The sequence below is a fragment of the Pseudomonas sp. BF-R-19 genome, from assembly GCF_019956445.1.
GTDB lineage: Bacteria > Pseudomonadota > Gammaproteobacteria > Pseudomonadales > Pseudomonadaceae > Aquipseudomonas > Aquipseudomonas fluorescens_BH.
On sequence record NZ_JAHBDN010000030.1, the window covers coordinates 109,319 to 122,624 of the forward strand.

General features: G+C 61.1%; 14 protein-coding genes. 5 read left to right on the forward strand and 9 right to left on the reverse strand.

Features of this window, described 5'->3' with window-relative positions; all coding sequences use genetic code 11:
• Positions 1 to 21: 21 nt before the first annotated feature.
• The 5 genes from copD to KGB28_RS02950 all read right to left on the reverse strand — a co-directional run bounded on the left by copD (position 22) and on the right by KGB28_RS02950 (position 4,786).
• Positions 22 to 957: a copper homeostasis membrane protein CopD gene (gene copD, locus KGB28_RS02930; RefSeq protein WP_223442117.1), complete on the reverse strand. Its 936-nt coding sequence runs from the start codon at positions 955 to 957 to the stop codon at positions 22 to 24.
• A gap of 3 nt (positions 958 to 960) precedes the next feature.
• Positions 961 to 1,344: a copper homeostasis periplasmic binding protein CopC gene (gene copC / locus KGB28_RS02935; protein ID WP_223442119.1), complete on the reverse strand. Its 384-nt coding sequence runs from the start codon at positions 1,342 to 1,344 to the stop codon at positions 961 to 963.
• Positions 1,345 to 1,397: 53 nt separating this feature from the next.
• Entirely contained in the window at positions 1,398 to 2,261 is an 864-nt protein-coding gene (locus tag KGB28_RS02940) for a copper resistance protein B (RefSeq protein WP_223442121.1), read from the reverse strand.
• Positions 2,262 to 2,271: 10 nt separating this feature from the next.
• Positions 2,272 to 3,978, reverse strand: a complete 1,707-nt coding sequence (locus KGB28_RS02945) for a copper resistance system multicopper oxidase (RefSeq protein WP_223442124.1) — start codon at positions 3,976 to 3,978, stop codon at positions 2,272 to 2,274.
• Positions 3,979 to 4,057: 79 nt separating this feature from the next.
• Positions 4,058 to 4,786: a murein L,D-transpeptidase catalytic domain family protein gene (locus KGB28_RS02950; RefSeq protein WP_223442127.1), complete on the reverse strand. Its 729-nt coding sequence runs from the start codon at positions 4,784 to 4,786 to the stop codon at positions 4,058 to 4,060.
• Between the two features lie 85 nt (positions 4,787 to 4,871).
• On the opposite strand from KGB28_RS02950, the gene KGB28_RS02955 reads away from it, so the two are divergent.
• Complete coding sequence (locus KGB28_RS02955) at positions 4,872 to 6,626, forward strand: murein L,D-transpeptidase (RefSeq protein ID WP_223442131.1); 1,755 nt, start codon at positions 4,872 to 4,874, stop codon at positions 6,624 to 6,626.
• Between the two features lie 191 nt (positions 6,627 to 6,817).
• Here the strand turns inward: KGB28_RS02955 and KGB28_RS02960 are convergent, their stop codons facing one another.
• Positions 6,818 to 7,285 carry a hypothetical protein gene (locus tag KGB28_RS02960; protein WP_223442134.1) on the reverse strand — a complete coding sequence of 156 codons (468 nt, stop codon included), beginning with the start codon at positions 7,283 to 7,285 and terminating at the stop codon, positions 6,818 to 6,820.
• Positions 7,286 to 7,528: 243 nt separating this feature from the next.
• Here KGB28_RS02960 and KGB28_RS02965 point away from each other — a divergent pair, with 243 nt between their 5' ends.
• A complete protein-coding gene (locus tag KGB28_RS02965; protein ID WP_223442137.1) occupies positions 7,529 to 9,100 on the forward strand; it encodes a GGDEF domain-containing protein in 1,572 nt (523 codons plus the stop codon).
• Between the two features lie 112 nt (positions 9,101 to 9,212).
• Entirely contained in the window at positions 9,213 to 10,619 is a 1,407-nt protein-coding gene (locus KGB28_RS02970; RefSeq protein ID WP_223442140.1) for a DUF1254 domain-containing protein, read from the forward strand.
• A 35-nt stretch (positions 10,620 to 10,654) separates the two neighbouring features.
• On the opposite strand, the gene KGB28_RS02975 is transcribed toward KGB28_RS02970, so the two are convergent.
• Positions 10,655 to 10,981, reverse strand: coding sequence for a hypothetical protein (locus tag KGB28_RS02975; protein ID WP_223442142.1), 327 nt, complete (start codon positions 10,979 to 10,981; stop codon positions 10,655 to 10,657).
• Between the two features lie 307 nt (positions 10,982 to 11,288).
• Here KGB28_RS02975 and KGB28_RS02980 point away from each other — a divergent pair, with 307 nt between their 5' ends.
• Positions 11,289 to 12,119: an arylamine N-acetyltransferase family protein gene (locus KGB28_RS02980; RefSeq protein WP_223442145.1), complete on the forward strand. Its 831-nt coding sequence runs from the start codon at positions 11,289 to 11,291 to the stop codon at positions 12,117 to 12,119.
• A 55-nt stretch (positions 12,120 to 12,174) separates the two neighbouring features.
• Here the strand turns inward: KGB28_RS02980 and KGB28_RS02985 are convergent, their stop codons facing one another.
• Positions 12,175 to 12,480, reverse strand: coding sequence for a BrnA antitoxin family protein (locus KGB28_RS02985; RefSeq protein ID WP_223442148.1), 306 nt, complete (start codon positions 12,478 to 12,480; stop codon positions 12,175 to 12,177).
• Positions 12,481 to 12,483: 3 nt separating this feature from the next.
• Positions 12,484 to 12,765 carry a BrnT family toxin gene (locus tag KGB28_RS02990; protein WP_223442150.1) on the reverse strand — a complete coding sequence of 94 codons (282 nt, stop codon included), beginning with the start codon at positions 12,763 to 12,765 and terminating at the stop codon, positions 12,484 to 12,486.
• 254 nt (positions 12,766 to 13,019) lie between these two features.
• Between KGB28_RS02990 and KGB28_RS02995 the strand changes: the two genes are divergently transcribed.
• On the forward strand, positions 13,020 to 13,306 hold a 287-nt coding region (locus KGB28_RS02995), incomplete at its 3' end, for a solute carrier family 23 protein (RefSeq protein ID WP_317853283.1).

The following is a 13,306-nucleotide window of genomic DNA, read 5'->3' on the forward strand; positions in this document are numbered from 1 at the left end:
GGTGTGAAAAATCAACGCAGCCTAAAGATTGCTCATTTCCACTTCCGGACTCAACGTCCCCAACCACGCCACCAACCCCACAATCAATACCGCCGCGGCCATTTCCACCACCACACTGCGCCGAAGTGCGTGGGCTGCCGCGCGATACTGGCCCTTTCGCAACGACCGCTCCAGCAAGGGGCCAAGATGAAAGCGGTTCAACGCCGCCAACACCAGCATCCCGGCAAACAGCAGCACCTTGATCGCCAGCAAAATTCCGTAGTGGCTGAGTAAAACCTCATCGAGCTTCGGCCCGACGATGAACAAGTAGTTCACCACGCCCGTCACGGTGATGATCACAACGATCAGCGCACCGACAGGTTCGAATCGCTTGACCGCACGAGCCAGCAACCGTATGTGAGCTTCGGTTTGCAGGGCCCGGGTTTGTGCCATCAAGGCAAACGCCAGCAACGCGCCGAGCCAGGCACCCGCTGCCATCAGGTGCAGGATGTCCGCTGTAAAGTGCCAGAAACGGCGACTGCCTTCGTCCATGGCGCCATGCCCGCTCCAGGCCAGGCTGGCGAGGGCGATGCCGCCGGCCGTGGCGGCGATCACCAGGCTGATGCCGGGGGTGCGTGGGTTGAGCATCAACGCCAAACCCGCGACCGCTAACGCAATCATCCGCACGGCCCAGGCCAACCCGACGTCTGTCTCGAACAGCATCATCTCGAGGTGAGGGCGCAACTCGGTAACGTCTGATTCGCCGCTCATGGCGCGGACCATCAGCACCATGCCGGCGATGGACAGCAGCGCGCCGAGCCCGGCTGTTGCCGTCAACAACCGGCGAAAGGGCAACACGGTGCCGGATAGCCGTTCCTGTCCCTTGAAGCTGTAGAGCCCGAACAGCGCCACGCCAAACAACAGCATCAAATCCACATACAACACAAACCGCAGCACGACGTTGGCCGAGTCGCTCATCGATCATTTCACTTTGAAGGTGACGTTGCCGGTGATCGGGTGGGTGTCCGACGACACCGCGCGCCATTCGACCTTGTAGGTGCCGGCAGTCAGGGGTGTTGTCGGGGTGATGAACATGGTCTTCGGATCGCTGCCGCCGCTGACTTTGGCCTTGACCGGCATCGGGGCGTGGGCCATGCCGGACATTTCGGTCATCAGCAGTTTGGCGCCGGAAAACTGGGTGACGAGGTTTTCGGAAAAATGCAGTTCGATCTTTTCGGGTGGCGCACCTTCCGCGCCTTCCGCTGGTGTGGAAGTGAGCAGTTTGGGGTGCGCTTGAGCGAGGGTGCTCATGAGCAGGCCGCTGAGCAATGCGATTGCGACGGCGGTGGGTTTGATGATGCGCATGCAAGGTCCTTTACCGCTTGAAGCGGTTGTTGTTGGTTTGGGGGTGAGTCTGTTCAGAACCACAGCCGAACACCGAGCACGAGGCGGGTTTCGCTGCGGTCCTCGCCTTCGTCGTTGGCGTAGTCGGCGGTGTTGCCGTAGGTGCGGTTCCAGGTCACGCCGAGGTAGGGCGCGAATTCCCGGCGGATTTCGTAGCGCAGGCGCAAACCCGCCTCGGTGTTGGACAGCCCCGCGCCGATGCCCCGTTGTGGATCGTTTTTGCCGTAGGCGTTGAGCTCGACGGTTGGCTGCAGGATCAGCCGATTGGTCAGCAGGATGTCGTAGTCGCCTTCCAGCCGCACGGCGCTCTGGCCGCCTTCGCCGATGAAGGCCGTGGCTTCGGCCTCGAAGTTGTACAGCGCCATGCCTTGCACGCCGAACGCAGCCCAGGTTTGCGGGGCGCCGGGTTTGAAGTCCTGGCGCACGCCGCTGACGACGTCCCACCACGGGGAAATAGCGTGGCCCCACAGGGCCTGGATTTCTGCGTCTTCGGTCACGCCGTTGGTGCGTTCACCTTCGGAGCGCAGCCACAGGCGATCAATGTCACCGCCGACCCAACCGGATAAATCCCAGGCCAGGGTGCTGCCGTCATCGGCGTCCTGCCACTCGAGTTTGTCGGCGAGGAAAAAGGAATTGAGCGTGCTGTCATGTACGTGGTGGCCGGCGGGATCGGCGTACACCGCCGCGCGATCGGCATCGGTCAGCACCGGGATCGGCGTGCGGCTTTCGCTGGGGGCAGCGGGCTGCATCTGGCCGTCGTCCATGCCTTGCATCTGGCCGTGGTCCATCTGGCTGTGATCCATGCCTTGCATGTCATCGCTGGCGGCCATCGCCGTCGAGGTCGCGAGTGCTAAAAAAAACGGGGTGAATCGAATCATGGGGTGCGCCTCATTCTTCCACGCGAACTTCACGGAACATGCCCATTTCCATGTGGTACAGGAGATGGCAGTGATAGGCCCAGCGGCCGAGCGCATCGGCAGTGACCCGATAGGTGCGCCGGGAGCCCGGTGGCATGTCGATGGTGTGTTTGCGCACCATGAACTGGCCGTTCTCGTCTTCGAGGTCGCTCCACATTCCGTGCAGGTGGATGGGGTGCATCATCATCGTGTCGTTGACCAGCACGATCCGCAGCCGCTCGCCGTACTTGAGGCGCAGCGGCTCTGCATCAGAGAACTTCACGCCGTTGAACGACCAGGCGAATTTTTCCATGTGCCCGGTCAGGTGCAGTTCAAGGGTGCGGCCAGGCTCGCGGCCGTCCGGGTCTTCGAAGGTGCTGCGCAGGTCGGAATAGGTGAGCACGCGGCGACCGTTGCTGCGCAGGCCCATGCCGGGGTCGTCGAGTTTCGGTGAGGTGGACATGGCTTGCATGTCCACCAGCGGGTTGTCGGTTTCCGAGGCCGGGTGCGACTGCATGCCGGGCATGTCGCCCATGGCCATGTTGCTGTGATCCATGCCCGCCATGCTGCCGTGGTCCATGCCGCCCATGCCCATGTCATCCATGGTCACCAGGGGGCGCGGGTCCAGTGGCGGCAGTGGCGCAACCTGTCCCGCCTTCACCGCCAGGGTGCCGCGTGCGTATCCGGTGCGATCCATCGCCTGGGCGAACAGGGTGTAGGCCGCTTCGGTCGGCTCGACGATAACGTCGAAGGTTTCCGCCACGGCGATGCGAAACTCGTCGACGCTCACCGGTTTGACGTGCAGGCCATCGGCGGCGACCACGGTCATTTTCAGGCCGGGGATGCGCACGTCGAAGTAGGTCATGGCCGAGCCGTTGATGAAGCGCAGCCGCAGCTTTTCCCCTGGGCGGAACACCCCGGTCCAGTTCATGTCCGGCGCCTGGCCGTTCAACAGGTAGGTGTAAGTGGCGCCGCCGACGTCCGCAAGGTCGGTGGGGTTCATCTTCATCTCGGCCCACATCTTGCGGTCGGCGACGGTCGACCCCCAGCCTTTTTCGCTGACGTCGTGGATGAAGTCGCCCACGGTGCGCTTGTTGAAGTTGTAGTAATCGGACTGTTTTTTCAGGGTCTTCATCAGGCCGACCGGGTCCTCGTCGGTCCAGTCGCTGAGCATCACCACGTAGTCGCGGTCGTACTGGAACGGCTCCGGGTCCTTGGCGTCGATCACCAGCGGGCCGTAGACGCCGGATTGTTCCTGAAACCCCGAATGGCTGTGATACCAGTAGGTGCCGTTCTGCCGCACGGTGAACTGGTAGACGTACATGCCGCCGGGCTCGATGCCCTTGAAGCTCAGCCCCGGCACGCCGTCCATGTTGGCCGGCAGCAAGATGCCGTGCCAGTGAATGGACGTGCTGTCCTTGAGTTTGTTGCGCACCCGCAGTGTCACCGTGTCGCCTTCACGCCAGCGCAGCAGTGGGCCGGGGATGCCGCCGTTGATGCTCATCGCGGTGCGTGGGCTGCCGCTGAAGTTGACCGGGGATTCGCCGATGTACAGCTCGAAATCATTACCGGCCAACACCTGCGGTTCGCCGGGACTGCTGATCGCCCAGACCGGCGTGCGCCATAACCCGAGGCCGCCGAAGAGCCCGCCGATGGCCAGGCTTTTGACGAAGGTGCGTCTTGAAGTGTGGGAGTGCATGCCGTGTGTTCCGCCCGTCAGCCTGTTGAACTTGTCGACGAGTCTAGCGGGCGGTGCTTTCAGCAGGCTGAGGCGAAGATTACAGTTTTGACAGGTTGGGCGTCGTTTTCTGGCTTGAAGTGGACTTTTCCCTTGAGGCCACGGTGTCGCCGCCGCAGTTGATGTAGGAAGAGGACTTCAGCCAGCGTTGGTCCGGGTAGTAGGAAAACAACAACTGCCCGTCCTTCATCGAATCAATCAGCCGATGGGCAATCGCCGGCCTGACGGCCGGGCATCCCAGACTGCGGCCGATGCGGCCATTGGCACGGGCCAGCACCGGGCTGACGTAGGGCGCTCCGTGAATGACGATGGCCCGGTCATAGGCGTTATCGTTGAAGCCGGGCTCCAGGCCTTCCATGCGCAACGAGTAACCGTTCTGGCCGAGGTAGCTTTGCTGGGTGCGGAACAGGCCGAGGCTGGTGGCGTGGCTTTCGTTGCGGTTGGAGAACAGCGTGGCCATGTTTTCACCGCTGTTGCGGCCATGGGCGACCAGTTCGTGAAACAGTAACTTGCGCCGCTTAAGATCAAAGACCCACAGGCGTTGTTCGGTCGAGGGCAGGGAGTAATCGATCACCGCCAGTCTTTGGGCGGGGGCGACACCTTGGGCGCGGCTGCATTGGGTGGCACGAACGGCCAGGGCAATCACTTTGGCGTCGGCGCCGGGTGCTGCTTTGACCAGCGCGTTTTCAAGCGAATCGGCGTAGGCTGACGTTACTGAAAGGCACGTCAGTAAAATGGCAAATAAAAGGCCAAAGCGGTTTAGCGCCATAGTCGGGTCTCATCATGATAATTTCGAGTCTAGCTAGCAGCGAGCGGAAAGCTAGCCGTTTGAAACGGGGGATTAAGGATTATCCATGGTGAAGTTAACAAGGTCATTCGTCATAAGCCGCATGTTTTTTATGGGCTTTCTGATCAGCGGTGCAGCGATTGGGCAAACTTCGCCGATTGAGCCGGTATCTGCGGCGAGCAGCACAATCGATGCCGCAGCACCCGGCGATGCGGTCGGCCAGGCGATTCAGGCGACGTTGGAGCCGCAGCGGTCGGCCTTTCCGCCGTTGCTCACCTCCAGGCGCCATCAGCGTGTGGATGTCGGCCGGGTGGTGCTCGATTTCTATATGCATCGCAACTATCGCGCCGCGTGGACGGATGATCGTGATGTGGCCCAGTTGCTCAAGAGCCTTGAAGACACCCGGATCGACGGCCTGAATCCGGCGGATTTCCGCATCACCGAACTGGCGCAAGCCCATGAATCGCTGCTGGCTGCCGTGCCTTCCACGGCGCAACGGGCGATGTTCGACATGGCCGCGACCCGCACGTTCATCACCGCGCTGCTGCAACTGCGACAGGGTAAAGTCGATCCGTCGCGGCTGGACATTCACTGGAATTTCGAACCTGCCGGCGGCGATGCCCACGAGGACATGAACAATCTGTTTGCCGCCCTCGATGCCCACGACGTGGCGCATGCATTCGCCGATGCACCGCCTCAGGAAGAGATTTACCGCAATTTGCGTGAAGGCCTGGCCCGGTTGCGCCAGGTGCACGCTGCGGGCGGCTGGCAGAAAGTGACCGAGGGGCAATCGCTCAAGCCCGGCATGGATGGGGTGGCGGTCGCACAATTGCGTGCGCGCCTGGTGGCGGGCGGTTACCTGGATGCACACCTGTCGAAAAAAGCCGGTTACGACGACAAGGTCATTGCCGCGGTGAAGAAGTATCAGACCGAGCAATACCTGGGGGTCGATGGCGTGGCGGGGGCGGCGACGCTGGCGGCGCTGAACGTGCCGGTCGAGGCGCGGATCGATCAGGTGCGGGTCAACATGGAGCGCGCCCGGTGGCTGTTGTACAAGCTTCAGGGCACGTTCGTGATCGTCGATATCGCCGGCTACAAGGTGGCGATGTACCGCGACGGTCTGCCGATCTGGCGTTCGCGGGTGCAAGTCGGTAAACCGGTGCGCAGTACGCCGGTGTTCCAGGCTGAAATCACCTACATCACGTTCAACCCGACCTGGACCGTGCCGCCGACGATCCTCAAGCAGGACGTGATTCCCAAAGTCCAGAACGATCCGGGCTATCTGGCGGCCAACCGGATTCGCGTGCTTGATCGCGAAGGCAATGTGCTCGATCCGTCGAGCGTGGACTGGAGCAACCCGCGGGGCATCCACCTGCGTCAGGATGCCGGGCCCGACAGTTCGCTGGGGCAGGTGGTGATCCGTTTCCCCAACGACTATGCGATTTACCTGCATGACACCCCGCACCGCGAGCTGTTCGCCAAAACGGTCCGGGCCACCAGTTCAGGCTGCATCCGCGTGGAAAACCCCTTGCAACTGGTCGAGTTGTTGTTCAACGACCCGGTGCGCTGGAACAGCGCCGGCATCCAGAAGCAGTTGGCCAATGGCAGGACCGAGAACGTCCTGCTGCCGGTGAAAGTGCCGGTGTTGTTGGCTTACTGGACCGTGGACCTGAGCAATGACGGGCGGGTGACGTTCAAGCCCGACATTTATGATTACGATGCCAGGGTACTGCAGGGCTTGAGTCAGCCTACGAAGTTGCCCGCTCTGGACTTGCGTCTCGCAGAGATACCGTTGGTGGTGACGGGGCAGAGCAAGCAGTAACGAAATAGCTAAAAAAGCGCACTCCAGGGGCTAATATCTGTCAGTTAAGCCCCGGACACTGTGGGAGCGGGCTTGCTCGCGAAAGCGGCGGATCAGTCGACTTAAATGCTGGCTGTTAAAACGCTTTCGCGAGCAAGCCCGCTCCCACAAGGTTTGCGGTATTCAAATGCTTAACGGACTGGCATTAGCCCCTAAAGCTCCAACCCTTGTTGCACCACTGCCAGCAGATCGCTTTCCGTCAGTGCTATCGCGTCCAGCTGCGCGGTGGCCTGCTCGATCGTTTGTAGCCACCAGTGTGTTTCACCGTGCTCGTCCACGGTGCGCAGCAGGGCGAGTTCGTTGCCTGTGGTGTGGACCTCGACCCGCCCCTCGCCATCGGCGGTGAAGCGTGCAACCGGGTCAAAGGTAATGCTGTGTTCGTTGCCGGTGATCACCAACTGGTCGATGGCGTAGTCGTAAGCGTCGCCATCGGGGTGACTCTCGAACACGTGGGTGGGGTTGCGCCGCAGGACCAGGCCCGCTTCGGTCAAGGGCAGCAGCCAGGCCTCTATCCGTTGATACAGTTCGTAGACCTGGCCCGGCCAGCCATCGATCGCCTGATCCGCGCTGGTCAGCCGTGTCTGTTTCAATTTTGCGGCGAGTTCGTCTGCCTTGTTCATGTCGATTCCCTGTATTGAGGTCAGTCTAATCGTAGCTCGTTGACGCGCAGGCAGCGCTTGCCCTGGGTCATGTTTGCAGCACAGGCAGGGCGCGGACGTTGTGCTTGGGCAGCACCACCGGGCCAGTGCGACCACTGGGCAAGTGCTCGCCCATTTATCACGGATAACCCCGTAAACTACGGCCCACAAAGGCTGAGGGCTTTGGCTCGTTGCCCATGCTTTGCCCCCCGACAGGATGAACTTTTGCCCACTCGCTTTAACGACCCGGACCACGCCCCTGGCGTCGCATTGAAACGCATACCGCTGCGCAAGGCCGCGGTATTGTTCATTGCCACGGTGTGTCTGTGCCTGTGCGGTTTGCTTTACCTGCAACTGGAACAGTCCCGTCGCCATGACCTGAGCGTGGCGCAAGTGGCGTCTTCGAACCTGACGCGGGCCATGGCGCAGCAAGCCGAAGACACCTTCATGAAGGCCGACCTGGTGCTGACCAGTCTGGTGGACTGGATTCAGGTCGACGGTTCCGGCCCGGTCCAACGGCCACGCTTGCAGCAGACTTTCGCCCGGCGGGTGCTGGCGCTGGATCAGTTGCACGGCATCCTGCTGTTCGACCAGAAGGGCCAGTGGGTGGTGTCCTCGTTTGAAAACCTGCCCCGGGGGGCCGGGGTCGCGGATCGCGAGTACTTCAAGTACCACCAGCAGAACGTATCGTCGGTGGCGCATATCGGCCCGGCCATCCGCAGTCGGGAAAACGGCGAGTGGATCATTCCGATTTCCAAACGGGTCAACGACAGGAACGGGCATTTCCAGGGCGTGTTGCTGGCCGGCATCAAGATGTCGTACTTCGACCAGTTCTTCAAAAGCTTCAGCCTCGACGACAACGGCTCGATGTTTCTCGGCTTGACCGATGGCACGCTGTTGGCGCGTCGACCTTTTGTAGAGGCGCAGATCGGCGTGTCGCTGGCCCAGGGCGAGATTTTCCAGAAGTTCCTGCCACTGGCCACCTCCGGCAATGCGCTGTTCACGTCCACCATCGATGGTGTGACTCGCATGTACGGTTACCGACAGCTGGAGGCGTATCCGCTGGTGGTCGCCGCTGCGTCGTCCACTGATGCCATTCTTGCAGGCTGGTACGACACGGCGTTTCGCTCCAGTCTCATCGTTGCCCTGGTGTTGCTGGGCGTGGGGTTGTTCGGGTGGGGGTTCCTTCATCAAGTACGTGTTGGCGAGCGGGTCGAGTCGGATTTGCGCAGGGCCCAGCAAGCGCTGGAGCTGATCGCCACCCACGACAGCCTGACCGGGCTGGCCAACCGCCGATTGTTCGAGCGGGCGCTGGGCATCGAGTTCGGGCGCGGCGCCCGGCAGGCCAGCCCGTTGAGCCTGATCATGCTCGATATCGATTACTTCAAGCGCTACAACGACACCTACGGCCACGTGGTGGGGGATCATTGCCTGGCCGAAGTCGCACGCGCGTTGAAAAGTTGTTGCCACCGCAAGGCCGATCTGGCGGTGCGTTACGGCGGCGAGGAGTTTGCGGTGCTGCTGCCGGACACCGACATCCACGGCGCCATGACGATTGCCGAGCAGATCCGCCGTAGCGTCATCGACAAGCACATCAATCACACCGGCTCGCCCAACGGTTACGTGACGGTCAGTCTGGGTTGCTATTCGTTCGTGCCGTCGGGGCGTGACAGCATGGACGTGTTTGTCGAGCGGGCGGATGCGGCGTTGTATCAGGCCAAGCATTCGGGGCGAAACCGCGTGGCAACGTTGTCGATGGCCGGCGGTGTCGAGGCGTTGATGCGTTCCGACCGTTGAAGTGCTTTTGCTGCCAGCGGTCCGTCTCCCGGGCCTGGCTGAATTGATCGTCTAGAGTTCCGTTAGCGCTGCCGAACCCGGCAGGTTCCCCCTCGCACGGACGATCGCCAACATGTTGCTACCTCCAACATTGACAGCCGTTGCTCTGACCGTCGCAGCCGCTGCCATCCTCCCGCTGGCCAGCCACGCGCAATCGAAAATCACCGCCGAAGAAGCTCACGCGATCGGCGTGGATGCCTACATCTATTTTTACCCGCTGCTGAGCATGGACATTACCCGCAAGCAATTCACCAATATCGAGCCGGGCAAGGAGTTCGGCAAAGGCCCGATGAACATGTTTGTGAGTGTGCCGCAGTACCCGCCTGCCGATTTCAAAGGGGTGGTGCGTTCCAATTTCGACACCTTGTATTCGATTGCCTGGCTGGACTTGAACAAGGAACCGCTGGTGATCGCCGCGCCCGATACCGACGGGCGTTTCTACCTGTTACCGATGCTGGATATGTGGACTGACGTGTTCGCTTCGCCGGGCTGGCGCACCACAGGCACCGAGGCCGGGCAATTTCTGGTGACGCCGCCAGGGTGGACCGGCACGGTGCCCGCCGGGATGAGTCACCTGCCGGCGCCAACGCCCTTTGTCTGGGTCATCGGCCGCACCAAGACCGACGGCGCGGCGGATTACGCGGCGGTGCACAAGATCCAGGCCGGCTACACGGTGACGCCGTTGTCCCGGTTGGGTAAGGAGCCTGAAGCCGTCACTGTGAAGGTCGACCCGGCGGTGGACATGAAAACGCCGCCGAAGATTCAGGTCGATTCCATGTCGGCTGCCAATTTTTTCACTTACGCTGCCGAACTGCTGAAGGTGAACCCGCCGCACAGCACCGACCAGCCGATGCTGGCGCAGATCAAACGGATCGGCATCGAAGCCGGCAAGCCATTCAACATGGACGCTCTGGACCCGCAAATCCAGGCGGCGTTGCAAAGGGTGCCCCAGGATGCGCAGGCCTTGATGACCTGGAAAGTGCCGACCCTGGCGCGGGAGGTCAATGGCTGGTCGATGAACACCGACACCATGGGCGTCTACGGCAACTACTACCTCAAGCGCGCCATCGTTACGCAGATGGGGCTCGGCGCCAATCTGCCCGAGGATGCGATCTATCCGTTGAACATCGGCGACAGCAACGGCAAGCCGCTCGAGGGTGCAAACAAGTACGTGCTGCATTTCAACAAGGGCGAGACGCCGCCGGTGAACGCCTTCTGGTCGATCACCCTGTATGACCCGGAAGGGTTCCAGGTCGCCAACTCACTCAATCGTTTTGCGGTCAGTAGCTGGATGCCGTTCAAGGACAACGCCGATGGCTCGCTGGATCTCTATTTCCAGAATGAAAGCCCCGGCAAGGACCTGGAGGCCAACTGGCTGCCGGCACCCAAGGGACCGTTCAACCTGACCATGCGTTTGTACGGCCCGAAAGCCGAGGTACTGAATGGCAAATGGAACCCGCCGGCGGTCAAGCCGATGTAAGCCTCTGGCGACCAAAAGCCGCCAATGACTGCAGGTCATTGGCGGCTTTTGCCTGTCCAGCTACCCGTTCCGCCGCCAGCACCGCCGGTTCCGCCACCGGGCGCACCGGTGCCACCGCCCGCGCCACTGCCCGGACCATTGACGCCAGTACTGCCGCTTGACGTGCTGGGGCCGCGACTGCTGCGGTTGTTGCCCGAGGGTTCACCGGGTCGGTTGTTGTCTGGCAGCAGGGTTGAATTGCGGGTCGCGCCGGGTGCCGTACCGGGCGCGCCAGGGCTATCGCCGGACGCTGCAAAGGTGGCCAGGGATGTTGCCGACAACCATCCGGCCAAGAGCAGCGAAGTCATTCTGATGTTCATCATGGTCGTCTCCTGGGATGAGTCGTTACCTGATGTTGGTGTGAAGGGGCACGCGGTGGGTGCCGACCGGATGACGAGTGGTGCGGATTTGAGCGTAACCGGCACTGGGCCGCAGTGGGGGAGGCACCTCATTCTTAGGAGTGCCCGTTCAGGAAGAAGTTGCGGATCGCTTCGTTCAACGTCAATAGTCTGCGCGCATTATCCGCACAAGGTGATTGGCGAAATCAATTGTCGGTGACAGTGCTTGATCCCGTATACATAGCGGCCACTGGCGGAGCAATCCGCCGCTTGCGTGCAAAAGGATTGAACGATGAGCGAGCCACGCTTGACCGACCGTGCTTTGTATCTGCGACGCCTGGGTTTCGATGCACCTCCTGCACCGACCCTGGAAACCTTGCGCCAACTGCAACTGCGCCATACCGGCGTTTTCCCGTTTGAAAACCTCACCACGTTATCCGGCGAGCCGGTGCTGATCGACTTGCCGTCCATCGAGCAGAAGGTCTTGCACGATGGTCGTGGCGGTTACTGCTACGAACTCAACAACCTGTTCCTGGCCTTGCTTCAGGATTTGGGTTTCGACGCCCGTGCCATCAGCGGCCGGGTGGTGATGGGCCAGCCGGAGGGCGCCTGGACTGCCCGGACCCATCGCCTGAGCCTGGTCATCATCGATGACGTGCGCTACATCACCGACGTCGGCTTCGGCGGCATGGTACCGACCGCGCCCCTGTTGCTCGATACCCGCGCCGAACAACCCACCCCGCACGAGCCTTATCGCATCGACCTGCACGTCGACGGCTTTACCCTGCGCGCCAGCGTTGCGGGCGAATGGCGAGCGATGTACATCTTCGACCTGCAACGCCAGGAAGATATCGATTTTGCGGTGGGCAACTGGTACGTCTCGACCCACCCCGAGTCGTCTTTCGTCAAGCAGTTGATGGTGGCGCGCACCGGGGAGGGCTGGCGGCGTACGCTCAACAATGGCAGCTTCGCGATTCACCGGATTGGCCATGACAGCGAGCGACGGGAGGTGACGGATGTGCAGGAACTGATTGGCCTGCTGGGCAGCGAGTTCGGCATTCGCGTACCGGAACAGGCGCAATTGGCGCGGACTCTGCAACGATTGATCGCCGCGCCGCAATAGCTGGCTGATCGTAGACATCGCAAAGGGCTGATCCGATAGATCGGCCCTTGGTGTTTCAGGACCGAACACCCGGCTCCATCACCCGTTGGATTTCGCGCAAGGCCTCTGTCAGTTTTTGCTCCAGGCCCTTGAGTTCGGCTGGGGTGAGGGTTTGTTTCAGGTGTGTGGTCTTGCCTTCGTTGAGCAGGGCTCGGCGCAAGGTATTGTTGATCGCCGTCTGGTAGCCGTACCCCTCGTTTTCTGCCAGGGCCCGGGCGGCTTCGATGACGGCGTCATCGAGCATGATGGTAATGCGGGTCTTGCCTTTGGCGGGCACCACGGCCCCGCGCCTGGCGTTACTGAAATCGTATTCGTCTTTCATCGGTCATGCCTCCAGATACTGACGGCGCTCGCTTTTGGTGGCGACGCGCGCGGAAATGATTCGAACGAAATCCGGATCGCGGTGGGTGTACACGACAACCAGCAACCGGCCTTTGGCATCCAGCCCCAGGGTGATCCAGCGTTGTTCATCATGGTGGTTGTCCTCGATGGTCAGCGCTCGTTCGTCATGGAATACCGGTTCAGTCTCTGCGAGGCTGATGCCTTGGTGCTTGAGTTTGTTGGCTGCGTTCTTGGCCTTGTGGAACTGAATTTCGAATGACTTCATTATGCATACTTTATATGTATACAGAAGGGGCGGGCCTTACCGATGGTCGCCAGGAATTCAAAAGACTAGTCAGCGCGCGGGCGTGGGCAGCGAGGGATGTATTTCAAGATTTTTGGCGGGGCCAGGAGGGTGGGTGGCAGGCGGAAATGGACAAGTATCCATTTTGTGACTGATAAGTTGTATACAACTCTATAGACAGTTGTCCTGACTATTGCATACAGTGTGCGCATAACAAAAACCAGGGAACCCCCTCCATGAAAACGCCCCATGTTTCACACCAACGGCCCGAGGACGAAAATCTTGGGATCGGCGCGAATATGGCTTATGGCCTGCAACATGTTCTGACCATGTATGGCGGTATCGTCGCGGTGCCATTGATCATCGGCCAGGCGGCCGGGCTCTCGCCGGCGGACATCGGTTTGTTGATTGCTGCTTCATTGTTTGCGGGGGGGCTGGCAACGTTGCTGCAAACCCTGGGTTTACCGTTTTTTGGTTGTCAATTGCCGCTGGTACAGGGCGTGTCCTTCTCCGGCGTCGCGAC